General features: G+C 58.9%; 28 protein-coding genes. 20 read left to right on the top strand and 8 right to left on the bottom strand.

Going from position 1 to position 25,558, the window contains the following annotated elements; all coding sequences use genetic code 11:
* Window positions 1-40 precede the first annotated feature (40 nt).
* The 5 genes from CVM73_RS19835 to CVM73_RS19815 all read left to right on the top strand — a co-directional run bounded on the left by CVM73_RS19835 (window position 41) and on the right by CVM73_RS19815 (window position 3,919).
* Window positions 41-343 carry a hypothetical protein gene (locus CVM73_RS19835; RefSeq protein WP_347338464.1) on the top strand — a complete coding sequence of 101 codons (303 nt, stop codon included), beginning with the start codon at window positions 41-43 and terminating at the stop codon, window positions 341-343.
* Window positions 340-813 (top strand): Rieske (2Fe-2S) protein, encoded by a 474-nt coding sequence (locus tag CVM73_RS19830; protein ID WP_100233562.1) that lies wholly within the window; start codon window positions 340-342, stop codon window positions 811-813. The genes CVM73_RS19835 and CVM73_RS19830 overlap by 4 nt, the downstream gene beginning before the upstream one ends.
* A 1,349-nt stretch (window positions 814-2,162) precedes the next feature.
* Window positions 2,163-2,510: a (2Fe-2S) ferredoxin domain-containing protein gene (locus tag CVM73_RS19825; protein WP_100233561.1), complete on the top strand. Its 348-nt coding sequence runs from the start codon at window positions 2,163-2,165 to the stop codon at window positions 2,508-2,510.
* A 471-nt stretch (window positions 2,511-2,981) separates the two neighbouring features.
* A complete protein-coding gene (locus CVM73_RS19820; RefSeq protein ID WP_283809932.1) occupies window positions 2,982-3,701 on the top strand; it encodes an IS3 family transposase in 720 nt (239 codons plus the stop codon).
* Window positions 3,680-3,919: an integrase core domain-containing protein gene (locus CVM73_RS19815; RefSeq protein ID WP_158237592.1), complete on the top strand. Its 240-nt coding sequence runs from the start codon at window positions 3,680-3,682 to the stop codon at window positions 3,917-3,919. The genes CVM73_RS19820 and CVM73_RS19815 overlap by 22 nt, the downstream gene beginning before the upstream one ends.
* Window positions 3,920-4,038: 119 nt before the next feature.
* Here CVM73_RS19815 and CVM73_RS19810 read toward each other — a convergent pair whose 3' ends face one another.
* A complete protein-coding gene (locus CVM73_RS19810) occupies window positions 4,039-4,770 on the bottom strand; it encodes an OmpW/AlkL family protein (protein ID WP_167406929.1) in 732 nt (243 codons plus the stop codon).
* 459 nt (window positions 4,771-5,229) lie between these two features.
* Window positions 5,230-5,643 carry an ArsC/Spx/MgsR family protein gene (locus CVM73_RS19805; RefSeq protein WP_100233557.1) on the bottom strand — a complete coding sequence of 138 codons (414 nt, stop codon included), beginning with the start codon at window positions 5,641-5,643 and terminating at the stop codon, window positions 5,230-5,232.
* A gap of 552 nt (window positions 5,644-6,195) precedes the next feature.
* Here CVM73_RS19805 and nifH point away from each other — a divergent pair.
* From nifH to CVM73_RS19770, 7 genes are all read left to right on the top strand, one after another.
* A complete protein-coding gene (gene nifH, locus CVM73_RS19800; protein WP_100233658.1) occupies window positions 6,196-7,080 on the top strand; it encodes a nitrogenase iron protein in 885 nt (294 codons plus the stop codon).
* 148 nt (window positions 7,081-7,228) lie between these two features.
* A complete protein-coding gene (locus tag CVM73_RS19795; RefSeq protein ID WP_100233556.1) occupies window positions 7,229-8,020 on the top strand; it encodes a nitrogen fixation protein NifQ in 792 nt (263 codons plus the stop codon).
* A 217-nt stretch (window positions 8,021-8,237) separates the two neighbouring features.
* The gene (gene nifV, locus CVM73_RS19790; RefSeq protein ID WP_430641313.1) at window positions 8,238-9,428 is read left to right on the top strand and encodes a homocitrate synthase; all 1,191 of its coding nucleotides are present in this window, start codon (window positions 8,238-8,240) and stop codon (window positions 9,426-9,428) included.
* Window positions 9,429-9,753: 325 nt separating this feature from the next.
* Entirely contained in the window at window positions 9,754-10,095 is a 342-nt protein-coding gene (gene nifW, locus CVM73_RS19785; RefSeq protein ID WP_100233555.1) for a nitrogenase stabilizing/protective protein NifW, read from the top strand.
* A gap of 989 nt (window positions 10,096-11,084) precedes the next feature.
* Window positions 11,085-12,194 carry an electron transfer flavoprotein subunit alpha/FixB family protein gene (locus tag CVM73_RS19780; RefSeq protein WP_100233554.1) on the top strand — a complete coding sequence of 370 codons (1,110 nt, stop codon included), beginning with the start codon at window positions 11,085-11,087 and terminating at the stop codon, window positions 12,192-12,194.
* 12 nt (window positions 12,195-12,206) lie between these two features.
* Entirely contained in the window at window positions 12,207-13,514 is a 1,308-nt protein-coding gene (locus CVM73_RS19775; protein ID WP_100233656.1) for an FAD-dependent oxidoreductase, read from the top strand.
* Window positions 13,515-13,551: 37 nt separating this feature from the next.
* Window positions 13,552-13,848, top strand: a complete 297-nt coding sequence (locus tag CVM73_RS19770) for a ferredoxin family protein (RefSeq protein WP_100233553.1) — start codon at window positions 13,552-13,554, stop codon at window positions 13,846-13,848.
* A 244-nt stretch (window positions 13,849-14,092) separates the two neighbouring features.
* On the opposite strand, the gene ahpD is transcribed toward CVM73_RS19770, so the two are convergent.
* Window positions 14,093-14,641 (bottom strand): alkylhydroperoxidase, AhpD family, encoded by a 549-nt coding sequence (gene ahpD, locus CVM73_RS19765; RefSeq protein ID WP_100233552.1) that lies wholly within the window; start codon window positions 14,639-14,641, stop codon window positions 14,093-14,095.
* A gap of 6 nt (window positions 14,642-14,647) precedes the next feature.
* A complete protein-coding gene (locus tag CVM73_RS19760) occupies window positions 14,648-15,202 on the bottom strand; it encodes a peroxiredoxin (RefSeq protein ID WP_100233551.1) in 555 nt (184 codons plus the stop codon).
* Window positions 15,203-16,128: 926 nt separating this feature from the next.
* On the opposite strand from CVM73_RS19760, the gene CVM73_RS39290 reads away from it, so the two are divergent.
* From CVM73_RS39290 to CVM73_RS19745, 4 genes are all read left to right on the top strand, one after another.
* On the top strand, window positions 16,129-16,710 hold the full coding sequence (locus CVM73_RS39290; protein ID WP_146006635.1) for a hypothetical protein: 582 nt from the start codon (window positions 16,129-16,131) through the stop codon (window positions 16,708-16,710).
* Window positions 16,711-17,022: a site-specific integrase gene (locus tag CVM73_RS19755; protein WP_146006634.1), complete on the top strand. Its 312-nt coding sequence runs from the start codon at window positions 16,711-16,713 to the stop codon at window positions 17,020-17,022.
* Window positions 17,023-17,194: 172 nt separating this feature from the next.
* Complete coding sequence (locus CVM73_RS19750; protein WP_100233549.1) at window positions 17,195-17,692, top strand: hypothetical protein; 498 nt, start codon at window positions 17,195-17,197, stop codon at window positions 17,690-17,692.
* 553 nt (window positions 17,693-18,245) lie between these two features.
* Window positions 18,246-18,890, top strand: a complete 645-nt coding sequence (locus CVM73_RS19745; protein WP_100233548.1) for a hypothetical protein — start codon at window positions 18,246-18,248, stop codon at window positions 18,888-18,890.
* A gap of 398 nt (window positions 18,891-19,288) precedes the next feature.
* On the opposite strand, the gene CVM73_RS19740 is transcribed toward CVM73_RS19745, so the two are convergent.
* Genes CVM73_RS19740 through CVM73_RS40710 form a run of 3 tightly spaced genes read right to left on the bottom strand, consistent with a single transcriptional unit; the run spans window position 19,289 to window position 21,641 of the window.
* Window positions 19,289-19,966, bottom strand: a complete 678-nt coding sequence (locus CVM73_RS19740; protein ID WP_347338463.1) for a DUF2478 domain-containing protein — start codon at window positions 19,964-19,966, stop codon at window positions 19,289-19,291.
* 54 nt (window positions 19,967-20,020) lie between these two features.
* Window positions 20,021-21,145, bottom strand: a complete 1,125-nt coding sequence (gene modC, locus CVM73_RS19735) for a molybdenum ABC transporter ATP-binding protein (protein ID WP_100233546.1) — start codon at window positions 21,143-21,145, stop codon at window positions 20,021-20,023.
* Window positions 21,146-21,179: 34 nt separating this feature from the next.
* Window positions 21,180-21,641, bottom strand: a complete 462-nt coding sequence (locus CVM73_RS40710) for a hypothetical protein (RefSeq protein ID WP_146006633.1) — start codon at window positions 21,639-21,641, stop codon at window positions 21,180-21,182.
* Window positions 21,642-21,859: 218 nt separating this feature from the next.
* Between CVM73_RS40710 and CVM73_RS39760 the strand changes: the two genes are divergently transcribed.
* Window positions 21,860-22,018: a hypothetical protein gene (locus CVM73_RS39760; RefSeq protein WP_158237591.1), complete on the top strand. Its 159-nt coding sequence runs from the start codon at window positions 21,860-21,862 to the stop codon at window positions 22,016-22,018.
* Window positions 22,019-22,265: 247 nt separating this feature from the next.
* Here CVM73_RS39760 and CVM73_RS19730 read toward each other — a convergent pair whose 3' ends face one another.
* Window positions 22,266-23,336 (bottom strand): cytochrome-c peroxidase, encoded by a 1,071-nt coding sequence (locus CVM73_RS19730; RefSeq protein ID WP_100233545.1) that lies wholly within the window; start codon window positions 23,334-23,336, stop codon window positions 22,266-22,268.
* A 650-nt stretch (window positions 23,337-23,986) separates the two neighbouring features.
* On the opposite strand from CVM73_RS19730, the gene CVM73_RS19725 reads away from it, so the two are divergent.
* From CVM73_RS19725 to CVM73_RS19715, 3 genes are all read left to right on the top strand, one after another.
* Entirely contained in the window at window positions 23,987-24,328 is a 342-nt protein-coding gene (locus CVM73_RS19725) for a transposase (protein WP_245452376.1), read from the top strand.
* Window positions 24,325-24,669 (top strand): IS66 family insertion sequence element accessory protein TnpB, encoded by a 345-nt coding sequence (tnpB, locus tag CVM73_RS19720; protein ID WP_100233543.1) that lies wholly within the window; start codon window positions 24,325-24,327, stop codon window positions 24,667-24,669. The genes CVM73_RS19725 and tnpB overlap by 4 nt, the downstream gene beginning before the upstream one ends.
* Before the next feature lie 75 nt (window positions 24,670-24,744).
* On the top strand, window positions 24,745-25,558 hold an 814-nt coding region (locus CVM73_RS19715; protein ID WP_146006632.1), incomplete at its 3' end, for an IS66 family transposase.

The following is a 25,558-nucleotide window of genomic DNA, read 5'->3' as shown; positions in this document are numbered from 1 at the left end:
GCGGCGCGTCCAAGGCTGGCGTGAGAGCCTACGCGCCAAGGTGCCCAAAACTAAGCAAATCACAGTCGAGATTCTCGGTGTCCGTTCAGGATCTTTAGAGTTATCAAAACAGGTTATCGGTATGAACTCGCAACAAGTCATCATTCACGTCCGCTTCGCTCCGAACGGAAGGGTGATCCAAATCAGCGAGCGTCCGGCGAAGCTCACGCCGAACCAGTGGTTTGACGTCCTCAACGCCCGTGCCAGCTCGACTTATCGGGCGCTCGCTCGTGGCCGTGGGATTTTTCAGCTGAGCCGGACTGCGATCGAAGCCTTCAAGCAGGAAACTGCGAGGCCGGGATGAGCGAACCTGTAATCGGCAACCTGATGAGCGGTCACATCGAGGTTTTTGTCGTCTGTCCGGCCGATGCCATCGAGCGGAGTGGGGCCATGAGCTTTAGCCTGTCGCGGATTGACGATAAGGGCGAGAGCCGGCCGTTTCCGATTATTGTGGTGCGCACCTTCGGCAATGACTATTTTGGTTACGTGAATCGTTGTCCGCATGAGAACGTCTGGCTGAATATCGGCTCCGGTACGTTTTTCTCGGCAGACCGCTCCTTTCTTAGATGCGGCCGGCACGGTGCAAGATTCGAGGTCGACACAGGGATGTGCATCGACGGCCCCTGCGATGGCCAATCGCTTGAGCCGGTAGCGCTCGCCGTAATCGAAGGTGACGTCTGCCTGTGCGGCGTCAAGCTGCTCGAGGACGACCGGTTTGGCGACCCCTTCGGGGACAGCGACGAATCCATGGATGTCACTATCCATCCGGACTAACGGGCCTATCGCTTTATTGTGCTCAAGCTGCCTTAGGGCGCTTTGCCCTCGCCGTTGTACGCGTGAGCGTTGGTAGATGCGTGTCACAGCTTTTGATGACGAGCACCTCGTCGGATTGCGGCCTTGCACTCCACGACCTGCGCAGCACCAGCAAGCTGCTCTTGCGCTGGCTCGTCAAATCGAGCCGGCAGCGGGACATGCCTCCTACCGCCGTGGATATGTTTGAGGGGAAATGCCCCCGGCGGCTGGAAGTTCGCCGAGGGCATCGTCTGGGCGTGGAGAATGGCGGGACCCAGACTGACAGGATCGTTTGGGGATGAGGAATGACGATCCTGTGTCAGAAGGCCGGTCGGTGCAGCTGGCGTTATTGCCGCCGTTGCAACTGCCATGCCAAACTTCGGCTTGTGCGACGCTCTTAGCGAATGGCGCCACCATCGTCAGTAAGGGCCGGTTAGAGCGTGCTCGTTGTTCCGCATTTCCGGCTGCAAGCGCGCGTCTTGACGCGTATCGTGTGAAGTGTGATCCCAATTTTGGACCGCTGTATTGCGTTTTAACGTTGCTGCCGATGGGGATGCGACCGGCTTGGTCTGCAGCCTCAAAGGTGGCTCGGCGTTCATCCCTGCCTCTTTGGGCTCTCGCGACGGGCGCGATCTGTTGAGCAAACGATGGATGGGCAGCGGCGGAGCGCAGCGTCCAGCTTCAGGGCGAAAAAGATGCTGTAGGCTCGCGCCGGTCAATGCGGCCAGCCGCTCACTCATGGCAGAACACGGCGCTCGATCCGCCGCACGATCTTCGAGCTCCTCGCTAGGCGGCTCGAGGGTCATGAAGATCGCTGCTCATTCCAAGATACGATAGCGCAAGAGCTGGGCCAAATAACCGAGCGTCTCGGTTGTTCTGCGTACGAACTGCAGAAGGTTGAACGGGAGGTCAAACGCTAAGCGAGGTTTGTCGTGGCCGAAACAGAGGCGAACAACATTGTCGTAACCTTCGCAACAATCGTGGGTCGCGCAAAGCAAGGGATCGTTGCGGAGGCGAACGTTACGCATCTGGTGTGCAACTTGCTTTGGAGAAGTTGGATGGGAGCAAGCGGGAGCAGAAAGATCGTGATGATGGCTGAAGAGGTTGGAGTTGATCAAGGAGGCTGCTCTGGACGCCGAGATATCTATCGCTGATCGTCGGCGACGACCATCACTATGGCGCCCGCTCATTTTGCCTGCTTTGGCGAGCGCGTGTGGGAATCATTAGCATTAATTGGTCGATGCGGCGTTTAGTCGTAAGAGATTGTTGGGGGCGATGTGCTCGCATCTCGTCTCTTCTCAGATGAAGCCCATTGATCACAGGATAGGCGCATGAACTCAGAAACCGAATTCGAGCTTCCTCAACTTTATAGACATCATGTCTTTGCCTGCAACACGCAGCGTCCGCCAACTCATCCGCACGGCAGCTGTGGCGCCTCCGGCGCACAACCCCTATGGGATCGAATGGCCAAGGCGATCGAAGCGCAAGGCCTCAACGATATTGGCTTCACGATGGCGGGCTGCCTTGGCTTTTGTAACTCTGGTCCCTTGATGGTCGTCTATCCCGATGGAGTGTGGTATCGCGCGTCCACGCCTGAGGATGTCGACGAAATCGTAAACTCCCACCTCGCGCAAGGCAAACGTGTCGACCGCCTTGTCATGGTGTTAAAGCGAACCTAACGGCTCGATTAGCGGCCACTTGCCAAGGCTAGCAAGCATCGACTGCTAGCGCGGCGATGAGCTGGCCGCTCGGAGGTCAGATCGTCTGAGATAGAGCGTAGCCATCACGCCGCGGATTTGAGAACAGCAAGTCATTGACGTTTTCGCGGCGTGCCGCCTTTCTTCTCCGGCCCAAGCGGCAAATGGCGGCCTTTGCAACGCGCGTGCTGGGTCGATTTGTTTGTGTACCGTCACCGCTTGCCGCGCGACCCGGAGTTCACAGCGAGAGCAGTGCTGGGCTCCCCGCGTCTCGCGAGATAACGCGTACTTGACGCGTCATCTCGCTCTGTTTGCACCGCGGCGAGGTTAGGGACGCGCTCGATGAGCTCGCCGCGTCCGGTTTGATCAAACGGATCCCCTGAAATGGACCCCGATTTGGGACCAGAGGCTTAGTTGGAAAAAGGCCGCTCCGTCTGATAGACGGAGTGAGCAATAACGAAGAAGACGAGACGCAAGATCGACGCGGCACTGAAGGCAAAGATCGCGCTGGAGGCGGTGCGGGAGCAGGCGATGGTGGCCGATTTGGCCCAGCGCTACGAGGTTCACCCGAACCAGATCTATGCCTGGAAGAAGCAAGTGCTGGAAAAGGCGGCCCGGGCCTTTGACGCGGGTGTGGGGCGGGAGCGCGAGGACGCTCGCGAACGTGAGATCGAGAAGCTGCACGCCAAGATAAGACAACTGGCAGTCGAGCGCGATTTTTTTAGTGCGGAGGTCCGGAAGATGAGCACGCCGGACCGTCGAGCAATGCTCGATCGCGCCGATAAGGCGCTGTCGATCCGCCGGCAATGCATGTTGCTTGGCATCGCGCGCTCTGGCGTCTACCGGCCGCCGCGGCCGGCCAACGACAACGACCTTGCTCTGATGCGGCGGATCGACGAGCTGTTGACCGCCTGGCCGTTCCTGGGGGCGCGGCGAATGACCGCGATGCTGAAGACTGAGGGGCTTCAGGACAATCGCAAGCGCGTGCAGCGCTTGATGCGCAAGATGGGCATCGCGGCGCTGGGACCGAAGCCCGAACACGACGAAGCCGGCGCCGGGCCACAAGATCTATCCCTATCTGCTGCGCAACATGACGATCGACCGGCCGAACCAGGTGTGGGCGGCCGACATCGCGTATTTGCCCATCGGCCGTGGCTTTCTTTATCTCGTTGAAGGGCTATGCCGACGGTCGCGAGGCCAAGGCAGGAATCGCAAACTGGATCGCCTTCTACAACGGTCGTCGCCTTCATCAGGCACTCGGCTATCGCGCGCCGATGGCGGTCTGGCGCGAACGGATGCAGGCTGCGAAGGCTGTGGACATGATGGACAACGCTGACGCGTTGGCCACATGCCCACAGCAACAGCAGCAGACAGGGTTTCTCGCAGCGTGATAGAAACGGATCAGGAGCGGTCAGTTTCCAACTAACAAACCTGTTCAAGCGGTCCCGCTCCGCGGATCCATTTCACCCCTTTCTGATCCTATTCACCCCTTTCTGATCCTGTTCTAGCGTCAGAACTTGTAAGTGACGCCGCCGCTGACGAGCCACGGGTCGATGTTGGCGCGACCGGTGACGGCAATCGCATTGTTTACGGTCGCGGAGTACTCCGGCCGCAGCCATAGCTTCTTCACGTCAAAGTTGAGGCCCCAGTGCCGATCAAGCATGTAATCGAAGCCGAATTGGACCGCCGCGCCGAATTGGTTGCTGATGCGCAAATCCGTAACGGCAAGGCCAGCGAGCGACGTATTGGCAGCCGATTGGTTGAAGAATGCGGTGTAGTTGATGCCCGCGCCGATATAGGGCTTGAGCGCGCCGAAATCGGTGAAGTGATATTGCAGGGTCAGTGTTGGCGGCAACAGCCAGGCTTTGCCGATATCGAGGCCAGTGAGCGCGCCATTGCCGCTGATGTGATGGCTAGTTACGCCGAGAATGAGTTCGGCGGCAACGTTTCTCGTGAAGAAATAGGTGATGTCGAGCTCGGGTATGACTTGATCGCTGATCGAAAGCCCAGAACTTGGTGAGGACAGCGAGGGCACCCCGGCGACGCTGACTGAGCTGCCTTCGGTGTCCGGCAAAATGCCAAGTACGCGCAGGCGGATCATCCATGGATTGAAGGGTTCGATCGGGGGCGCTTTATAGTAGATCGGCGCTTGGCCCAGATCTGCAGCCTGTACCGGGATGCTGACCAACGAGGTTGCTAGCGCGAGGAGTGACGCCCTCGTCAGAACTGTCCTTGTTGTCATCGAATTCTCCATTCCAAAATCCGCGCGAAGAGCCGCGCGATATCTCTGTCACACACCGGGAAGGGCGGAGGATTTGATGCCGATCAAAAATGGAAGCGAGCAGAGCGCAATTAGGCCGCTAAGTTGCATAATGATCACTGCCGCGCAGGGTCGAGATCTGTTCTGATCCTTATTCAATTCAAGAGAGTCGGGTCTGTTCAAGAAGCCGCATCTCGGATTGTTGCTCTGATCCAATCCAGGCCGCGGACATCATGCGCGACAAAGGCTGCACCTGTCACCGCCTCTCACAAGAGCGAGAAGCGCGGCGATCGAGCGCAATATAGACGATGCCCCTTACGGGCAGCCACTCGCGCGGGCCGTCTCAGCGAAGGTCCCGTCGCTTATTGCCCGTGAAGGAAGCCGGAGTGGGAAACGTCATCCTTACTTTATTGATCGACTGGGGGCCGCTCCTTCGTTTCCTCAGGCCTGCGCACAACGCCTGGGGTTTGCTTCGTGCAAACACCCCTCGAGATCATCTTGCGTCTTGCGGCCAAGCAGCGACAGCACGGGCTCATGATCGAGCCCGGCACATCGTGCCCCGTCTACGTCGATCAGCGGTCGTCGTATCAGGAGCGGATCGCCCACCATCAATGCGAGTGCGCTTGCCGCGCCGATAGTATCGGGATTGATTTCGCCTGACTTGATACGTGCCGCAGCTCGGTTGAACCAGGAGCCGACGGGCATATTGCCGAAGAAGCTACGTAATTCCTCCGCATCCCATGGCTCCTTCAAGATGTCTTGAGCGATCACGTCGTGGCCGGCGGACTTCAGCGCTTGAATCTGACGCGCGTTAGTGGCGCAGCCGGGTTTCTGATAGAGGATGATTGTCGCCACGATATACCTCTGTAGGCGCGCTGAGCTGAACGATTGGCACGGCGCGGCTGCTTCGGGAGCCTCTTCAATTTCTTGCCGATCACCTCCAAAGTCCGCGCACCAAGCGCCGTACCATGTATGCAACCTCGCCGCTGGTGCGCCAGATTGCGGGCCAACCGGCATATTCACTGTCGTCGAATCGGAGCAAGTTCCGTTCCACACGTGAGGGCATCGGAACAGGTCGCGCAAATCGGCCTTTCGCGTTGATCGTTGTGGTCGTTGTTAGTTTTCTGACAGCCGCGCAAATCCTGTTAGATCTAAAACAGCCAGGGCCTTACTCACCGGCTAGTTGGTTTTCAGAAACGTAATCAGAAGCTTAAGGAGCGCGGTCAAGCGTTGGCACGGCGGTTGCTAATAGGCGGCAGCAACACTGACTGAGGGCTGAGTGCACGCCGACGCGTAAGACGAGCGATGCGCTCCTTCCCTTGAACCCGTGTGCCCCCGTTTCTGAGAGAGAAACAAGCTCGCGCGCAAGAAGCGCAACTTTTGGCAAATCGGTTGATGGAGAACAACATGTCTTCACTGAGACAAATCGCGTTCTACGGGAAGGGCGGCATCGGCAAGTCGACCACTTCGCAGAACACGCTGGCGGCGCTGGCCGAGATGGGTCAAAAAATCCTGATTGTAGGGTGCGACCCGAAAGCGGACTCGACCCGCCTGATTCTGCACGCTAAGGCGCAAGACACGATTTTGAGCCTTGCAGCGAACGCCGGCAGCGTGGAGGACCTCGAGCTCGAGGACGTAATGAAGGTCGGCTACAGGGACATTCGCTGCGTGGAGTCCGGTGGTCCTGAGCCGGGTGTCGGCTGCGCCGGCCGCGGCGTCATTACCTCGATCAATTTCCTGGAGGAGAACGGCGCCTACGAAAACATTGACTATGTCTCATACGACGTGCTCGGCGACGTCGTTTGCGGTGGTTTTGCGATGCCGATCCGCGAGAACAAGGCGCAGGAAATCTATATCGTGATGTCCGGTGAAATGATGGCGATGTATGCCGCGAACAACATTTCCAAGGGAATCCTGAAATACGCAAACTCTGGCGGCGTGCGGCTGGGCGGTCTGATCTGCAATGAGCGGCAGACGGACAAGGAGTTGGAACTGGCGGAAGCGTTGGCCAAGAAGCTAGGTACTCAGCTGATCTACTTCGTGCCGCGCGACAACGTGGTGCAGCATGCCGAGTTACGCCGCATGACGGTGCTCGAATATGCACCCGAGTCCAAGCAGGCCGATCACTATCGCAATCTTGCGACCAAGGTTCACAAAAATGGCGGCAAAGGCATCATCCCGACTCCAATCTCCATGGACGAGCTCGAGGACATGCTGATGGAGCATGGCATTATGAAGCCCGTGGACGAATCCATCATCGGCAAGACCGCCGCCGAACTCGCGGCCTCGTAAAGGCCGCGAGTCGCGGCCTTGCGAAGGCGCGCGACGAATGCCGGTCTCCCTCACCGACGCATCCCGGGAGGCCGGCATTCTGACGATCGATCTTGACCAAAACCAGGATGCGGCAGGGAAAACCTGACTGCTGTGGAACCCTCAAAATATGTTCGAAGCGCAATACCTTCCGTTCATGGCTGCTTGTGCAGTTGATGCCAACAGCCAGATACACATGGGAATTGCAACCTACCGTCTGCTCACCGGTGTGCCTCCTGCAGATGCCGATATTGCCATTGACAGCAATTTCGATCGCCATGTCCTGGCGTCTATCTTGGCGGCTGCCACAATGGATGGTGGCTCCCTTCCCGAGAAGGCCGGCCTGTCCGGCCTTGAACTGGCGGCCTTGCTGGAGCAGTGCTTTCCCTCGCTTGAGATCAAGCTGGCGGAGCAGCTCTCGGTTTTTAAGTGCGAAGGGGACGAAGAGATCGCAATGCTGCGCGATCTCTTGCTCAAGCAACGCTCGACGGAACGGGATATCGGCCACTGGCTGGCTGCGATGATAGCGCGGCGCGCCATTGAGCCAGGCCATCTTTGGGAAGCTCTCGGCTTGCGCAATCGCGGCGAACTCTCCCGGCTGCTGAGCCGCCATTTCGCGCCGCTCGCCGCGCGCAATGTCAACAATATGCGCTGGAAGCGCTTCTTCTACCGCATGCTTTGTGAAAATGAAGGCCTCGCGATGTGCACGACACCCGTGTGCAACCAATGTGACGACTTCAACATCTGCTTCGCCGAAGAAAGCGGTGAGAGCCGGATGGCTGAGCGCCGGCGCGATTGTCTGTTGCAGGCGGCTCGGCCGGTCGTTGCCGGCGGCTGGCCTTCTGAACCGCCACAAGGGTCCGCGATCGCACCATCATCGGGGAAAGCCTCGCAGGATTCGGTAAGCCGCGCGGAAGGTTGAGGGCGCGGCTGACGCCGTTTCGAGCGAGTGACCATGTGTCCAAGGCGGCGGCGGGCTCAAGTGCTCCGCAACAATTCTCACATCCTGGCAGGCCGCAACTGCATTAAAGTTCGAACTCGGCGGGGCAGTAGGCAAGGCGTCCGCTTCATAGGCCTGTCGCATTTACGACAATCCATTTGCTGAAGCTTAGGTAGGTCAAACAATGAGGAGCTCTCGCGTGATTGCCGCTAGCACCGCCGCAAAATCGTCTTGGTCCGACCAGGTGCGCGCCAAGCCCACCGTGCTCAACGACACGACATTACGCGACGGTGAGCAGGCACCTGGCGTTGCGTTCACCACAGAGGAAAAGCTAGCGATCGCGCAGGCGCTGGCGCGGGCCGGAGTCACGGAGATCGAGGCCGGCACGCCGGCGATGGGCAACGAGGAGATCGCCGCCATTCGCGCCATTGTCGAAGCAGATCTTCCGCTGACCACCATAGGCTGGTGCCGGATGCGAGAATCGGATGTCGACGCGGCGATCGAAGCAAAGGTGTCCATGATCAATATGTCGATCCCGACCTCCGATGTCCAGATCGCGGCCAAGCTAGGTGGTCATCGCGACCTGGCGCTGGAACGGATGAAACGATTGGTAGGCTATGCCTGTGCGCGCGGACTTGAGGTCGCCGTCGGTGGTGAGGACTCCTCCCGCGCCGACATCGATTTTCTCATCAGACTGATGGCAACTGCAAAAGCCGCGGGCGCGCGTCGCTTTCGTATTGCAGATACGCTCAGTGTGCTCGATCCCGACGCAACCTACGTGCTGGTCAGGAATTTGCGTGCGACCACCGATCTCGAACTCGAATTTCACGGTCACGATGATCTCGGACTCGCAACCGCCAACACGCTCTCCGCTATCAAGGCCGGCGTGAGCCACGCCTCAGTGACCGTCATCGGGTTGGGCGAGCGGGCCGGAAATGCCCCGCTCGAGGAAATCGCGGTCGCACTCAAGCAGCTCTACGGGCGCGAGACTGGCATCATACTTCCGGAGCTCGGGAACGTCGCCGCGGTGGTAGCAGGCGCGGCCGCACGTGCGATTCCTGTGAACAAGGCCATCGTCGGAGAGCATGTATTTACGCACGAATCCGGCATTCATGTCGATGGCCTTTTGAAGGATCAACGCACCTATCAATCGCTTGATCCTGTTTTGTTTGGTCGCAGCAACCGCTTTGTGATCGGCAAGCATTCCGGACTTGGGGCGATCACCGCGTTACTCGATGAACTGCAGCTCGTCGCCAGCGCCGATGAAGCCACACAGATTCTGTCGCAAGTCCGCAAATATGCCATTGAGTACAAGCGGCCGGTCGAACGCGAAACCGTGGCGGCGATCTGGCGCGACGTGTGCGGATGCCTGGCAACCCACCCCGCGTGAAAAGCCGTGTCCAGCAGCGTTTGCGTAAACAGACGCGCCGCAAGGATGGCGTCCGATATCGCTGATGGGCCCGAACGGCGTCCTGCTTTCGCACGTCAGATCCCCTGGCGCGATCTCACCTCCAGATCTTACTTCCCGTTCCGCCATACATGCTGCGATCTCCTACCCAATGGCGAGCCGCCCCGCACTGCCAATCGGCGTGTTCTCGCGCTGAGTTCCGGTCCGGCGACCGTCCTGACTAGCGACAGCCTCGATCGTGGTCTGGCCATTGATCCCGCCAGCAGTCAACAGGCGCCACCCCCTCAAATCCGAAGGAGAATTTTCCATGATCAACTCATCCCCGGCAATCGGTATCCTCGATCGGCTCAGCAAGGCCTCATCGGCGGAGGATTTTTTTTCGCTACTTGGCGTCGATTACGATCCTAAGATCGTGAATGTCGCGCGCCTTCACATCTTAAAGCGCATGGGACAATACTTTGCAAAAGAGCAATTTGCAGGTGCCGCAGAGCCGGAAATCAGAGCTCGGTGCAAGGCGATGCTGGAGCGGGCCTATGCCGATTTCGTGGCATCGTCACCGATCGACCAGCGAGTGTTCAAGGTTTTGAAGGAGGCGGCCGCAGACCCTAAGAAGGCGGCGGCCTTTGTCCCATTGAGCGAGCTGAAGTGATCTAGCGTTCCACTGCAAGGTGTGCCCGACGGGGCACCGTGGCAACCCGATGTGCGGCCTTCGTCTTTATCCGGGTCAACTCTCTGCAGCTATCACCCGAGCGGCGGCTGTCGTATTCCCGACCCATGTCTGGACTGGTCGTGTCCACGGTACCAGCGGATATTTCAAGTGTCTGCCAAACCATTACTTTCGACTGACTTTCACTGTTTTTTGCAACTGGTACGACACTTGCTGTTGTCCTGCCTATCCGATCATCGATGCCGACAGATGGTAGTCGTCCGAGATGAGATTGAAGGAAGACTTATGATGCTGCTTTTAGTGCCTGCCGAGCCCTGCGCCATCATCTCGTGGCCTACGATCGCGCCAGGTCCGTTCGAAACGGTCTTTGACACAATCAAAGCTCCGTATGGACGGTGAGATGGTGGTCAATGGATAAGTCGCCCGTTCGCGCTACACTCGGAGAGGGTATGCCCAGCGTCGTCCGGATCAAGTCGGCCCCGGATTCCGCTCAGATTTGTATCCATCTCATGGCGGATAGCAACATGCGTCAGGAAGAGGGCCAACGTGGGCCCATACGGGCTGTCGGCGCTGGAGGCTCGGCATGGATCGCGTGACAGGTGCGTTGCCAGGATCGCGCTCGTCGTCACAGTCAATGTGGAGCTGGTGGGCCGAAAGTGAGGCGCAGGTATTGCGCAGCGAACGGACTCGCCAACTCAGGCATGGAAGCGACCGGTCACAACCACCGCGGCGCCCTGGCCGCTGCGGTGGCGCTCGTCGAACCTGGCGCGCAAGCGTCCAGTGTGGAAGACCGCTCCAAATCCGGCCGGACCGATACGTCTATCGCGACGACGCCTCTTGTTGTGCGGCCGGTCGGATCAAGCAGGGGCAGAGCAGCCGGCCCTTCGCTGACCGAAAGTGATCTTCAGTTATCGAAGCCAAAAAGCAAACCTGTGGCGCGGGCGCGCCTATCTTTGAGGGGAATTTAGATTATGAGCAATGTCACCAGAACGGCCATGCCGGCGGCGGCCGGTCGCGCAGGGGCCAAAAAAGAACTGCCGGAGCACTTTAAGGCCTACAAGCACGTCTGGGTCTTCGTTGAGCTGGAGCGCGGCCGGGTGCATCCGGTCTCCTGGGAGCTCATGGGGGCGGGCCGCAGGCTGGCCGACAGGCTAAAGGTGAATCTTGCTGCTGTCGTTATCGGTCCGGAGGGGCAGCACACACGTAACGCCGCGCTTGACGCATTTTGCTATGGCGCCGATATGGCCTATCTCGTAAGCGACAATGTTTTGTCGGATTACCGCAACGAATCCTACACCAAAGCGCTAACCGAACTCGTCAACACCTACAAGCCCGAGATCCTACTGTTGGGGGCGACGACGCTCGGTCGCGATCTCGCAGGTTCCGTGGCGACGACTCTGTCGACGGGGCTCACAGCCGACTGCACCGCGCTGGACGTCGACGCCGATGGTTCGCTGGCGGCGACGCGTCCGACCTTTGGCGGCTCGCTGCTCTGCACGATCTATACCTTGAATTATCGTCCGCAGATGGCAACCGTCCGCCCGCGGGTCATGCCGATGCCTGAGCGCGTCGTACGCGATGCCGCTCGTATCATCGTCCATCCGCTCGGTCTTGTGGAAGATGACATTGTCACGAAGGTACTGTCGTTCCTACCCGACCGCGATGCAGAGACCTCCAATCTGGCCTATGCCGATGTCGTGGTTGCGGGCGGCCTGGGACTGGGATCGCCTGAGAACTTTCGGTTGGTGCGCGAGCTCGCAACTCTGCTTGGCGCTGAATATGGCTGCTCGCGTCCTCTCGTGCAAAAAGGGTGGGTTACGTCTGACCGGCAAATCGGCCAGACGGGCAAAACCATCCGGCCGAAGCTCTATATTGCCGCCGGCATTTCCGGCGCGATCCAGCACCGGGTTGGCGTGGAGGGTGCGGATCTGATCGTCGCCGTCAATACTGATAAGAACGCTCCGATCTTTGACTTCGCCCATCTCGCGATCGTCAGTGACGCCATTCAATTGCTACCGGCGCTGACGGCCGCATTTCGCGCTCGGCTTTTGCCGAATTCGCGCGCCCGGATCGCTGTCTAGAAGGAGATGATAATGATTGAAGAGAGATTCGATGCGATCGTGGTCGGAGCCGGTATGGCCGGCAACGCGGCGGCATTGACCATGGCCAAACGCGGCATGAAGGTGCTGCAGCTCGAGCGCGGCGAATATCCCGGATCGAAGAATGTGCAGGGCGCCATCCTCTATGCCGACATGATGGAAAAGCTGGTCCCCGAGTTTCGAGAGGAGGCGCCGCTCGAACGTCACCTGATTGAGCAGCGGTTCTGGATGATGGACGATCGCTCCCATGTTGGCATGCATTACCGTTCAGACGACTTCAACGAGGAACGGCCGAACCGGTACACGATTATACGCGCCCAGTTTGACAAATGGTTCTCTTCCAAGGTGCGGGAGGCTGGCGTGACCTTGCTGTGCGAGACGACCGTCACCGAGCTCGTACGGGGCGAGCGTGAAAGGATCGTCGGTGTTCGTACAGATCGTCGAGACGGCGAAATACATGCCGATGTCGTCGTGCTGGCCGAGGGGGTCAATGGCCTACTCGGGACGCGCGCGGGCCTACGCGCGCGACCGAGACCCGACAACGTTGCGCTCGCGGTGAAAGAGATGCACTTCTTGCCCCGCGAGACTATCGAGGCGCGCTTCAATCTTAGGGGCGATGAAGGCGTCGTGATCGAGGCGGCCGGTACCATTTCCCGCGGCATGACCGGAATGGGTTTCATCTATGCCAACAAAGAGTGCATTTCGCTCGGCATCGGTTGTCTCGTCGCCGACTTCCAGCGCACGAGCCAGACGCCCTACGGCCTGCTCGATCAATTCAAGCGTCACCCCTCCGTGGCGCCCCTGATAGCAGGGTCCGAAGTCAAGGAGTATTCGGCCCACCTCATCCCTGAAGGCGGGTACAAGTCGATCCCGCAGCTTTATGGGGAAGGCTGGGTCGTAGTGGGCGATGCGGCCCAACTCAACAATGCCGTTCATCGTGAGGGTTCCAATCTCGCGATGACTTCCGGCCGCATCGCCGCCGAAGCGATAGGTCTCGTGAAATCGCGCGGCGAGCCGATGAGTGCAGCAAATCTATCGATCTACAAGAAGATGCTAGACGATTCCTTCGTCATCAAAGATCTGAAGAAGTACAAGGATTTACCGCCCCTAATGCATACCCAGTCACAAAACTTCTTTCTCACCTATCCGCAGCTAATCTCCAAGGCGATGCAAAACTTTGTGCGCGTCGATGGTACGCCCAAGGCTGAGAAGGAGAAGGCGACCCTGAAATCCTTTGTCAGGGCGCGGTCGTGGACAGGTCTGTTCGGTGATGCTTGTCGTTTTGCCCGGGCCTGGCGCTGACCGCGACAGTGTGAGCCCAACGATGGAAGGTCAAAGCATGAATGTCGAATCTCTAGTGCGCGTCGAAGACAAGCTGTATTACAACCGCTATCTTGTCGACATCGGTCACCCTCACGTCAAGGTCCGTGCGCACACGACACCATCGCCGCAGCTACTTGCACTTTTGAAAGCCTGCCCCGCGCGATGCTACGAGCTCAACGACGATGGCCAAGTCGAGATAACAGTTGACGGCTGCATCGAGTGCGGTACCTGCCGCGTCATCGCCGAGCCCACCGGCGACATCGAATGGAGCCATCCGCGCGGCGGATACGGGGTACAATTCAAGTTTGGGTGATGGTGAAACAGAGCCGTGGTGCGAGTTAGGCAGGGTCTCACCGCATCAGTGGCGCATTCCGCGTCACTTGCGCGGCGGCTGGAATTCGAGCAAGACGCTCTTCGTGGGGACGCTGCACAAACCATGGCGTGCAGATGTGTCGCTTGTGCGGGAGCCGCGAAGGACTGGTTGTGGCGTTACTGAGTGGCGCCACAATGCAGTCGATCGGATGGCAGAGGAAGGATCAGCCCCTCGCATGAGAGGGTCAGCCGCTCGCCTGAGAGGGGTTGGGCCCAGCGGCCTCGATTGCGATCGCCACTGACTGCATGATCGCGGCAAAGCGCACGGCGGTCTGGATCGCGTCGGAATTGACGCCCGCGGCTCTCAGTGTCCTTTCATGGGCATCGATGCAGGCACCGCAGCCGTTTATGGCGGAGACCGCAAGCGACCACAGCTCGAAATCGGACTTGTCCACGCCGGGATTGCCGATCACGTTCATACGCAGTCGTGGCGGCATCGCTTTGTATTCGGGGTTGGAAACAAGGTGAGCGAAGCGGTAATAAACGTTGTTCATCGCCATCAAGCTGGCTGCGGCTTTCGCCGCGGCGATCGCCACAGATGTCATCACAGTGGACGCAGCCGATTCCATCGCGGCAATCAGGGCTGCATTGCGGGTGGCAATTGCGCTCGCCAGCAGCAGCCCGTATTTTCGTTGCGGCGAAAGCGTCTCATCGGCCACCAAGGAGGTCAAGTTAAGCCTGACATCCTTCGCGAAATCGGGAATCGTGTCGCTTAGTTGTTCGATCGACGACATGCTGCCTCAAGCAACTTTCAAGGTTTCGCCGCCGATTTCGCGGTTGCAAGGACAGAGCTCGTCGGTTTGCAGCGCGTCCAGAACGCGGAGAGTGTCCTTAGGACTGCGGCCGACACTGAGATTGGTCGCATAGACGTGCTGGATCGTATTTTGGGGGTCAACAACAAAGGTGTAACGATAGGCAACCCCTTCGGGTGAACGCACGCCAAGAGCATCGACGAGCGTTCCCTTTGTGTCGGCAAACTGCCAGATTGGCAGTTTGTGCAGATCGACATGTGAGCGGCGCCAAGCGAGCTTGCAGAACTCATTGTCAGTCGAACCACCCAGTACAACCGCGTCGCGGTCGGCGAATTCCTTGGAAAGGCGGGCAAACTCAGCGATCTCTGTCGGGCAGACGAAGGTAAAATCCTTGGGATAGAAGAAGATGATCTTCCATTTTTCTGGAAAGCTCGCTTCGGTCAGCGTCTCGAATGCACTCTGTCCTCCTTCTTCGTGCGCTTGAAAACCGGGCTTCACGCCTGTGATTTCGAATGGCGGCAACTGACTTCCAATTCCGAGCATGCTGTCCTCACAAGTTTGCTTTTTGTAGAAGCTGAGTTCACTGTTGAAGCAAGCTATATGCCATCCGTTCTCAGCAGCGGATTCTTGCGGCGTTGATGCAGGCAAGCTCGGGTGCTTGGAGCGTCGATCGGCGAAAATCTGTAGCCAAGCGCTTCCTTGCCAAAGCTCGTGAAAACAGTCTTGCTTTGCGCAATCGCCTGAGATGTTCGCCTGCAAGCGTCTGGTCAAAGCCCGTTCTGCGTCCCTCGAGAGCACTACCTCATCTCGCCATCAGTGTGCCAAGTGGCTGTCGGCCTGCCGAGATCTAATGCAAATATTGAATCTGACGAAGCGCGAGGTTCGTAGCATCTGACGTAAACAAGAGCGGCTGTATCGCGGCGTGAACAGCTGCGCGCGGCGATCACTCTGAAGCTTCATGATCACAAGGAGAGACCTCAAGGTCTCAAGATCTTAGGTGCATTGGGTATGTGGCTGTGCAGGACCGCCCCGGTTTGTCGCGGATGTGAGGACATTCGCGTGAAGAATGAATGCGAATCAGAACTGTCAGTTGCAGGCATCAAATCCCGCTAGGTCTTCCAACGGCAATGGATCAGCCCAATTTCGATTCCAACGTGCCGTGTGCGACCTTGCCCGGGAGTAGTACGCGAACGCCATTGCTCTTCCGATGAGGCAAGTTGGCTTTCGTTTCTCTTGGACTGTTTTCTGTGTTGATCGAGGCCACTCAGGAGCGGGTGCTCTGCTGCAGCAGGCAAGATTGGTCAGGTGTGAGAAATGCACGAGCTCGGAGCGGCGTGCGATGGGGGTCTCTTTTGTTCAGGCATCGATCTGATCGGCCGTTCTTGAGCTGGAGTCTCTGTGGTCGGTGCACCGGAGTGTGAGCTCTGGGGCGGCGGCTACGAAGAATTATGTCATCTAGGGAGAGTGGTATGGAACCGGGTTATAACGATCCGAACTATTGGATGCGTTGGTACGCCGGGCAACAGCTGCAGCGTGCGCGGCAAGGGGCCGATGCCGAGCCTGCAGATCAAGATGGCGTCGAGCAGCAGTTGGGTGAGCTGCAACTCCGCTCTGCTGAGGAGAGTTCGCCTCCGGCGAGTTCCCCCGAGGCTCCAGCCGCCCGGTCGCGTGAAAATATCCAGCGTACGGACATTGGTGGTTCGATGCGGATGCCGCCCAGGTCCAACCTGCGCGACAATTCCTCCAGTAGTACGCGTTACAGCGTCGATGTTGCGCACGCTTATCTCGGCTCGGGCGCAAGCGATTACCAATCTGACTTGCGGGGCAGGCCATTCAGGAGCATGCGCTACACAGCGCCGTCGGAGGCACAACCGGAGGCGCGGGCCAGGGAGAGCAAGTCCCGTGGACTGTTCTCGCGGGTCAAATCAGGCTCGGCAAGGCCTTTGGAGGAAGTCGCCGGGAGAAGTCGTCGGGCGGCGACGCCGTCTATTCAGAGCTCCGCATGGATTTCGCAAAGCGCAGTCGACCGTCCGAAGAGGACCTGGAGCTGATTGCAAGAGTTCAAGACAGCATTGGGGAGCGCGCACCGTAAGACCAAGACCATTGAGAACTACGTGACGGCACTTCGAATGTTCAGCGAGTTCCTCCGACCCAAAGGCATCACGCTAAAGGACCTGCTTGGCAACGCTGATCGGCTGGCCGCCTATAAAGATGAATTTATGAAGGTGGCGAGCGCCAATAGCAGGAACTCTGTGGGGGGAGCATTGGCAACACTCCGGAATTTCCAGGCTGGAAATCCCATTCCGCCCCCAGCTTTTGTGAATACGCGAGAGCAACCGATGCATCCCCAGATGAGCGGATGATCCGCCAGTTCACGGAAAGTCAAAGACTACAGAATTTCTCCCGATGGTACCAGAGGCCGCGGGACTGGAAAGGTCCCGGCTGCTACGATCAAGTCCAACGTGCAGGCGCTCAACACGTTTGCTCGTTGGCTCCGAGCACAGAATAAAGGGCCATTGGCTCTTCGGGCGTTCAATGAACCAAGGTCGCTCGCCGCCGACATCGACGAGTACGTTGAAGCTGGCGGCGATGATCGAGACCGCCTCAGTGCGGCGCTGTCTCATCTGCGCAGGATCGGGGCTGACGGGCTCCAAGCTGTCGGTGCCGGGGGCCCGCCTGATGGGACGCGAAACATTGTCGGCTCATCCGGAGGACATCTCCACGATCGATGACGTTTTGACCGACGCTCTGTCCAACCTTGGATCTGACGCGACCAAGAAGGAGAAAGCCGCCGTTTCGACGATGGTTTACCGCCTACGCTCTTTCAGTGACTGTCTTCAAAGGGAGGGCAGGCGGAGCATCATGGACCGAATCGGCGGCAATCCTGCGCAGCAATCGTCATTGAACGCAGATTATGCGGCGTTCAGTAAAGCCACAAAGCGGACGGCCCCACTCGATCCATTTAGAGAATACCTAGGTCTCGAGCCCCAACAAGGATTTCGCCCTTACGACGACGACGCCCGCCTCATTTGAGGGCCTCGCCGACGAAGAGCTAAGCAAGCTCGACCCGGGTTCCAGCACAGGAGAAAAACCATTCAGGATACTGCCTCGGCGCAGCGCAAGTTCAGTGACTGGCTCCGCGCAGAGGGTAGGGAGAGCATCGCGAGCCGAATCAACGGCAACAATGAGCAGCAACGCTCGCTGGATGCAGACTACAGGGCTTACGTCGAAGCCAAAGGGAAATCTGGCGTGACTCTCAAGAAGCTCAGGCAGTATGCGCAAGTCGTCGAGGCAAACAGAGCGCTGGGTGTACCCTCTCCTCAGCAAAGAGCAGGCTCGGACTCAACCTCCATCCCGACCTGGATGCGAGATTTGCCGACGCCGCCGTCCGAAAGTGAGTGGCCGCCGATGGTAGGCCCGTTTGGGCAGGCCAGCAGGCAGGAGCCGGCTGGGTCGAGCTCAACTTAGTCCCCACAAGTGCCGACCTATTTCGACTTTCCAACGCCGAAGGGTGAGCCAGCTCGGTCCTCAGGCATCTATCGGGGTCTCGGTTCTTTGGTTGACCTGTCCGTCCACACCGCAGGACATGCGTGACGATGCCCAGTCAGGGCCGGTGCAGAGCCCTGCCGGGAGACCTCCGTTCTTCATCGGGCCATCAGGCGTACCCCAAGAGCTGGAGGATATCGGACATCTCGTCGGCGAGGATTGGCAGCATGGCTCACAGCCGGTGCCGGATTTCCTGCTCGATGTACTGGACAATAAAATGCTGTTGCCGAGTTCGCGAATGGCTCCCCAGCCGGTCTCCATCAACGGGGAGACCTATTCTATCACGTTGGGTCCGCGAGGACGCCGGGACGCTCAGCTGATCCATCATGCTGGCCCATCCTCGGCCCCTAAGGCCAGGGTCGGCGGTTCGGCTGCGAGTGCCTCTGCCGGCGACCGCAGCGGGCGGATGCTCGGAGCCAGGGACTGGCTGGGCGACGAGCATATCCAGGGGGACTACGAACTCCTGGCGCAGGAGTTGTGGGCGAGCAATCCAAATCTTGCCGCTCGGACCCGGTTTGTAGATCCTCTCATGGCCTTTCGGGTGGGCCAGGGTACCAACGCCGACGCGCTATCCGCATTCCATCAGATTGTCGATGATCCCAATGGTAACGACACAGCCGACTTTCTGTTCGTGCCGGTGAATGACGCCAGCACCATGGACCTCGATGACCGCGGGTCCCATTGATCGTTGCTGCTGGTGGACCGCCGCGATCGCAATAATCCGTTCGCCGACCACTACGACTCCGCCCGGGGACGCAATGACAGACCCGCAGCAATGCTCGCAGCGCGGGTGGGAGCCTGAGACAACCTGCAAAACGCTCTCATACGCCAGCAGAGGAACGGCTACGATTGCGGTGTCTTTGTGCTCGACGGTACGCGGGCGCTGGCCAGGCGGTTAGCGGGAAGACGTCAGCCAGACCTGAACCTAAGCAATCTCGTCGTCGACTAGCAGGCACTGCAGAACCGACTGAGGGGTTGATATCGGCGGAACAAGCAGCTGGTTGAACTCTCGCCATAGGAGGTCCGCAATCTGCAGTTCGCAAAGCATCGCGGTGGCGCAGAGCGTGAGAGCGGACGCAAGAGCTAGGGCTGTTTTCGGAGGCGGCGAAAGAGCCCGATGGGCGATTTTGGAGACGACGTGGTCGACAGTCTCACTGTCGTCATCAAGCGATCCGGTATCATCGTCCCCAAATAACCGCAGCTGGGGCTGAGGGCCCCGCTGCGCCCCCGGCGCGTTGAGATCTCGCACCACCACTGCTCCAAGGATTCACGATCACAAGGCAGCAGCGTGCCAACCCCCGCGGTGAAGGTTCGCCAGTCGGCAAGGCATTTTTTTGGAACGGCTGTCAGGACTGGTACGCCTCGGGTGATCGCGTCAACGAATTCGGCGCGCAGGCCCCGGCCAGCGGCTTCTTGTCTGGCGAATTTGTTGACCACGAGAAGGTCGATCTTGTTGCGAAGTGCCTTGGAAACGACGGCTGCGGCCTCGGCGAGCCCATTTGTATCGAGATTACAGGACGTAGCTCCGCTGCCGAGTGGCTGGGAAATCGAGATCTCTTGTCCTGTCGCGACGTCGATTGCGAGCATGACGTGCGTGCCATTTGCGGACCTCGCGTGTCGCTGCACGATGCCGCCGATGCGTACACCTTGCTGCACGATATCCTGCGCAAAATCAGCGAGTAGCCTATCCACATCGTCTTTTGGACGGTAGAGAATAGCGCCCACACTATTCGGATCTATCTCATCCAGTTTATCGATCACGGCCGGGTTCCTGTTGATGTGTTTCTCGTATCGGGGCATATCTGTCGAACGCTCTCATGCGGATCGTGGCAGGCGTTGCAAGCACCGCTCGGCAGCCGCGAGCGGAACGGCGCGCGCGACCTCCGCAAAAACGTTCGCTCCATTGCTGAGCCGTAGCGCATCAAAGGAGCGGCGCGTAATGCGCGCCAAAAGCGGCACGCCAGAACGGCCAGTTTCAAGAGCCAGGACCAAGGTGACCTCCGCCTCATCGAACGGCAGAGAGGCTTTGATGCGTGCCGGAAATACATTGAGGATAGAGCTTGCCCGTGGGGGCTCGCACGCGATGCTGACATCGCCGGCTGCGATGCGCAGCCGCAGCTGCGCGCCCGGTCTAAGCGGCACTCCAGGTATCAGAAGGCGCGCCCTGTTGAGGCGGAGCATGATCAGCCCATAGCGTCCGTCATAGCCGCCGACCAAGGTATCAAGACAGACTGCCGCTTCGCCGCGCCCAGCTAGCGCCGGATCGCTCTGAACGACATTGAGCGGCCCGGCCGCAGTCACGACGCCATCTTTCATCATGACAAGATGATCGGCAAAACGCTCGATATCAGCGATATCATGGGTGATGTAGATCATCGGCAATGGGAGCTTTTCCCGCATGCGCTCGAGAAATGGCAGGATCTCGCATTTGGCGGAGCGGTCGAGCACAATGAGTGGATCGTCCAGCAAAAGTAGCTGAGGCTGGCCCAACAGCGCGCTGCCAAGGGCAAGGCGCTGTCGCTCGGCCGCGGAAAGATGTGATGGCGAACGCTCGAGCAGCGGCGACAAGGCGAGCAATTCGACCACTCCATCAAAATCGATTAGTGTTGGTGTCGATTTTGACGCCTTGTATAGGAGGGTACGCCGTACAGACCAATGCGAAAGAGGAATTGGTGGTCGGAATACATATGCGAGGGGACGCAGATGAGGCGGTCGAAACGTCGTCTCGTTCTGCCAAATCTCTCCATCGACCGCACAAAATCCGTTGGGCAGGCGCTGCACACCAGCGATGCAGCGCGCGAGTGTGGTCTTGCCGCACCCGGGCGGACCAAAAATCGCTGTGACGCCTTTGGCTGGTAGGCTGAATTGCGCATCAAGCGGAATGTTTCCGAGAGAGTCGTTGAAGGCAACCTCAATATAGCCCGTTTTTGCTTCTCGCATGAACCTACGCCTGTGCTGTATCTTCCTGTGCAGGTCACGAGCACAATCGCTGCAGATAATTCAGCCTGTGCCGCTCACGGCATCTCTGCTCGCCTGAGGGCACAAGCTGCGGCGGCGGACTGCAGATCTGTGTTAAGATCAGACGCTTCTTGAGCATCTCCGCGCCGTGAGGATCGTGACAGTCGGACGCTTCCCAGTGCGCTTGCCAATGAGAGGCGAAGCGCCTGTCCCTTAGCGCGGAGTATTCAGCCTGCTTCGCCTGCCCGGCGCCTTCTGTTGAAGGTCCAAATCGCGACGCTTGAGAGGTTTGGCGGTAAAGATGTCGGCTCAGGCCAGAGCTGAATACTGGCTCGGAGCCGAAAGTCCGCATCAAGGATCCCACGGCTTTGCTAGACGATTTGACGTTTGCGCCGGAAGCCACAGTCATGGCTTCTGCATTCTCGGGTGCGAGCAGCATCAAAGCCAGATCGATCAGGATGAATCGGATAAATCTCATTGAAACTCCGGCTCCCCGCGCCCCTCCCTTGGCGGGGGATGGTTGATCCATACCCAGCAATCCGCGTGCCGTTTCAAAGAATATCTGCGCGTCTTGCGGCAAGGGAGGTTTTGTATCCGTCTCCACCCGACATCTTAAATCGCAACCTCTTATTGTAGGACTGTGGACGCTCGCGTCACCATGCGTACAATGTAGGAGCTACCACATGGAAGCTGAGGATGATCCATCGCCTTTTGGATTGGGGATGGTGCTTTGGCGAACATGCGGCCGTAAAACTCGTCAATGAAGGACAAGTGCATGCCATCCGATCTGGCGCCGTTCCGATCTGTGCGGAGGAGAAGTCGGCGGCCGGCCGCTTGGAGAAAGGGCTGATGTGAGATGATATGCGGTGCCCGCGAGCTACGGCAGAACGTCTTCCTAGCAGCACGGGTTGCCGACGTATTTCAGGGCGCGCGGGCCTTCGTTGCCTCGCGAGTCGACGCAGGATTGAGCTGCCCAAGACGGATGACTTAACCGGTCCCTAAGGAACTCTGGCGTCGGCGACGGGTTCGGGCTTGAGGCCCGCAACTTGAGCCTATTGAATGCTCCGGCTTGGACCGCCTAGGGTGTCGCTATCGTGAAGACCTATTTGTCTAAGGAGGGCTTTGGCGTTGCAATGGTGCGCGTGGGCAGTATCGGGTACTCGATCTTCGGCAGCTGCCCGGTGAGCGAATTCAGAAAGGCGACAATCTCGTCAGTTTCTTCATCGCTGAGCTTTGCTCCAAGCTGAACCTCACTCATGACGCCGACCGCTTGCTTAAGACTCCAAACCTGACCAGAATGAAAGTAGGGGGGGCGCAATGCGACGTTGCGCAACGGCGCCGAGCGGAAAACATACTCGTCGCCGAGATCCTTAGTGACGGCAAAACGACCCTTGTCCTCCTTTGGAAGCAGGCCTTCGGCTGGCCTCTTAACGACGCCGAAGCGAAAATAATCCTGTCCACCGACGTTAATTCCGTTGTGGCAAGAGGAACATCCCTTTTCGATGAATAGCTTTAGCCCGGTTTTCTGCTGATCGCTGAGAGCATATTCATCGCCCTCGAGGTACTGATCGAAGGGGGCGGCGGGAGTAATCAAGGTTGCCTCGAAAGCCTCGATGGCCTTGGCGAAATTTTCAAACGTAACGGGCGCCACTTCGTTTGGAAAAGCCTTACTGAACATAACGACATAATCGGTCATTGAATTCAATGTTTTGAGCACGTGATCGGGCGTCGCATTCATTTCGACGCTGGCCTGGACAGGGCCTGCGGCTTGCGCCTTAAGATCCGCCGCTCGCCCATCCCAGAACTGCGCCACGTTGAAGACTGCGTTATAGACTGTTGGCGCACGACGTGACCCCAGCTGCCAACGATGACCAATCGACCTCGGGCCGGCATCTACCCCGCCCGTCCCAAGGTTATGACACGTATTGCAGCTAATAACGCCGCTCGCCGATAGCCTCGAATCGAAAAACAAGGATTTGCCAAGTGTGACCTTTTCATGGGTGATAGGATTGTCCCTCACCGCTGGAGCGGCTGAGGGAATTGGCTCGAAAATCCGCTTGGCGACGCGCATCAAATCCTCATTGGCGCCTGCGGCGGAGGAAACCAGAATGGCTGAGGCCACAACACTTAACCTACCGGCCCTGGAAAGCTCGCGTACCGCTATTTTCCTCATGTGATGTCTCGCTTTTCTCCTAGATCGTGGAATCGCAAACATAGCGCTCCGTCCGCGTCCGCCCGCAGAACGACGCGCAGCAGTCAACGAATGGTGTCTTCCGTATGCTGGGCTAGGCTGCACCCAGGCCGACGCTCCGCCGGTGCTAAAGCAACCGGTGTGCCAGGGGCTCAAGGTCGAAGCCTGCTGAGCTGGTTCCAAGCAATTGCGCACTGTGAATTGCAGCGAGCGGCTCGAGGATGTCGAATCGACGGTAAGGTGCGACGAATCATCATCCAGCCACAGAAATCCTGGCCTGTCGGTCCGAGCCTCCGTGCTTCTCGGAAACTCACCCGTACGGCACTCTTTGACTCTGCAGGTCAGCTGGCTGAGACCGCGAACAAAGCGAGCTGCGCCGGCGCAGCTTCTCGCTGCTCGCCTCGATGCGTGCGCTTTGAGCCTTCAACCCCCACACTAAGCTGATCGCCACCAACATCAGTGACGTTCCTAGCCGCGGGGCAGTCGGTCAGGCGTGTAGTTGTCAGAAGTTCGGTAAGCGGCAAAGAGATCCCGTCTGGCGGAGTGGGGAGCGATCGGCTATCGGCTGCTGAGTCTGTGAGCCGATGTGAGCTTCTATGTCTGCGCCTAGTTCTGAAACTAGAACCTTCCATATGATCGAAGCGGTCGCCGAGCGTCTTGAGGGGGCTCCGCGACAACTTCGCCGACGCTGGTCGGATGAGTTCAAGGCACAAGTGGTGGCAGAGGCGCTGGAGCCCGGCGCGAGTGTATCGGGGATCGCCCATCGGATCGGCATTCACCCGTCGCAGCTCTTCGCGTGGCGTCGCGATGCTCGGGCCGAACGAACTTGCCCCTCGCAGTCTTCGAGTCGCGAAGCCGCGATGGCGTGCATGTCAGTGATCGAGATTGCCATTGGCGAGGTGGTCGTGCGCGCCGGCGTGGATGTCGACGAGGCGCATTTGCAGCGGGTGATCCGGGCGGTCCGTTCGGCATGATCCCCTCTGGTGTGAAGGTGTACCTGGCCAGCCATCCAGTCGACTTCCGCAAGGGTATCGATGGCCTTGTTGCGCTGGTACGCGATGCCGGCTCAGATCCGTTCGATGGTTCGCTTTATGTGTTCCGCGCCAAAAGAGCCGACCGAATAAAGATCGTATGGTGGGATGGCTCTGGCGTGTGCCTCTATTTAAAACGGCTTGAGAAGGCGAGGTTCTGCTGGCCGCGGATCGGACATCATCGGGTGCAGCTGAATGGTGCGCAGTTGATGGCCCTGGTCGATGGGATGGACTGGAAGCGGGTCCGGACCGCGGCGGTCAAGCCGCCGGAGATTGTTGGGTAAAAAGCACTGCGGCGAAGTGAATCAGTGAGCTGAAAGGGCAAGAGAAGCGAAGCAAAATGTGCTCTGGTCGGGTCAATGACGCCGCCCGATCTCAGCCTCCCGAATGACGTAGAGACGCTGAAGGCCATGGTTCTTGCCATGGCCGAGAAAGCGGCCCGTGCCGCTGCTCTGGAGAACGAAGTCGCCGATCTCAAGGCCCGCAATGCCGATGCCGATACGCGCATCGAGCGGCTGACGCAGATCCTGAAGGCCTTCGACCGCGCCTGGTTCGGCCGACGATCGGAAAAGCTCGGCTCGGCGAACGGCGGCGATGAACAGCAGGCCTTCGTCTTCGAGGAGATCGAGATCGGCATCGCTGCGATCAAGGCCCAGGTCAGCAAGGGCCGTGCGCAGGCGGATGGCAAGCGTGCACCGCGTCGGCGCAAGGGCTTTGCGCCCCATCTGGAACGGATCGTAACCGTCGTTGAGCCGGAAGAGCTGGCTGAGCATGCCGGCAAGCAGAGGGTACTGATCGGCGAGGACGTGTCGGAGCGCCTGGATGTGGTGCCGGCGAAGTTCCGTGTGATCGTTACGCGCCGTCCCAAGTATGCCTTCAAGGACGCGGACGGCGTCATCCAGGCGCCGGCCCCGGCCCATATCATTGAAGGAGGCATTCCGACGGAAGCGCTTCTGGCCCAGATCGCGGTCGCCAAATATGCCGATGGCCTGCCGCTCTACCGGCAGGAGGCTATCTACGCCCGCGACAAGGTCGAGCTCGACCGCCAGCTGATGGCGCAATGGATGGGCAAGCTCGGCTTCGAGCTCGAGATCATGGCCGACTACATCTTCAGCGAGGTCAAGAAGGCCGAACGGGTCTTTGCCGACGAAACCACCTTGCCGACGCTCGCTC

It is taken from the genome of Bradyrhizobium forestalis, from assembly GCF_002795245.1.
GTDB lineage: Bacteria > Pseudomonadota > Alphaproteobacteria > Rhizobiales > Xanthobacteraceae > Bradyrhizobium > Bradyrhizobium forestalis.
This window is presented reverse-complemented; position numbering and strand designations above follow the sequence as displayed.

Bases quoted from the DNA above. Each gene is read 5' to 3' on its own strand.
- CVM73_RS19830 (WP_100233562.1), top strand. From the start codon at position 340: ATGAGCGAACCTGTAATCGGCAACCTGATGAGCGGTCACATCGAGGTT.
- CVM73_RS19825 (WP_100233561.1), top strand. From the start codon at position 2,163: ATGAACTCAGAAACCGAATTCGAGCTTCCTCAACTTTATAGACATCAT.
- CVM73_RS19810 (WP_167406929.1), bottom strand. From the start codon at position 4,770: ATGACAACAAGGACAGTTCTGACGAGGGCGTCACTCCTCGCGCTAGCA.
- nifH (WP_100233658.1), top strand. From the start codon at position 6,196: ATGTCTTCACTGAGACAAATCGCGTTCTACGGGAAGGGCGGCATCGGC.
- CVM73_RS19795 (WP_100233556.1), top strand. From the start codon at position 7,229: ATGTTCGAAGCGCAATACCTTCCGTTCATGGCTGCTTGTGCAGTTGAT.
- nifW (WP_100233555.1), top strand. From the start codon at position 9,754: ATGATCAACTCATCCCCGGCAATCGGTATCCTCGATCGGCTCAGCAAG.
- CVM73_RS19780 (WP_100233554.1), top strand. From the start codon at position 11,085: ATGAGCAATGTCACCAGAACGGCCATGCCGGCGGCGGCCGGTCGCGCA.
- CVM73_RS19775 (WP_100233656.1), top strand. From the start codon at position 12,207: ATGATTGAAGAGAGATTCGATGCGATCGTGGTCGGAGCCGGTATGGCC.
- CVM73_RS19770 (WP_100233553.1), top strand. From the start codon at position 13,552: ATGAATGTCGAATCTCTAGTGCGCGTCGAAGACAAGCTGTATTACAAC.
- ahpD (WP_100233552.1), bottom strand. From the start codon at position 14,641: ATGTCGTCGATCGAACAACTAAGCGACACGATTCCCGATTTCGCGAAG.
- CVM73_RS19760 (WP_100233551.1), bottom strand. From the start codon at position 15,202: ATGCTCGGAATTGGAAGTCAGTTGCCGCCATTCGAAATCACAGGCGTG.
- CVM73_RS39290 (WP_146006635.1), top strand. From the start codon at position 16,129: ATGGAACCGGGTTATAACGATCCGAACTATTGGATGCGTTGGTACGCC.
- CVM73_RS19750 (WP_100233549.1), top strand. From the start codon at position 17,195: ATGAACCAAGGTCGCTCGCCGCCGACATCGACGAGTACGTTGAAGCTG.
- CVM73_RS19745 (WP_100233548.1), top strand. From the start codon at position 18,246: ATGCGTGACGATGCCCAGTCAGGGCCGGTGCAGAGCCCTGCCGGGAGA.
- modC (WP_100233546.1), bottom strand. From the start codon at position 21,145: ATGCGAGAAGCAAAAACGGGCTATATTGAGGTTGCCTTCAACGACTCT.
- CVM73_RS40710 (WP_146006633.1), bottom strand. From the start codon at position 21,641: ATGAGATTTATCCGATTCATCCTGATCGATCTGGCTTTGATGCTGCTC.
- CVM73_RS39760 (WP_158237591.1), top strand. From the start codon at position 21,860: ATGATCCATCGCCTTTTGGATTGGGGATGGTGCTTTGGCGAACATGCG.
- CVM73_RS19730 (WP_100233545.1), bottom strand. From the start codon at position 23,336: ATGAGGAAAATAGCGGTACGCGAGCTTTCCAGGGCCGGTAGGTTAAGT.
- CVM73_RS19725 (WP_245452376.1), top strand. From the start codon at position 23,987: ATGATCGAAGCGGTCGCCGAGCGTCTTGAGGGGGCTCCGCGACAACTT.
- tnpB (WP_100233543.1), top strand. From the start codon at position 24,325: ATGATCCCCTCTGGTGTGAAGGTGTACCTGGCCAGCCATCCAGTCGAC.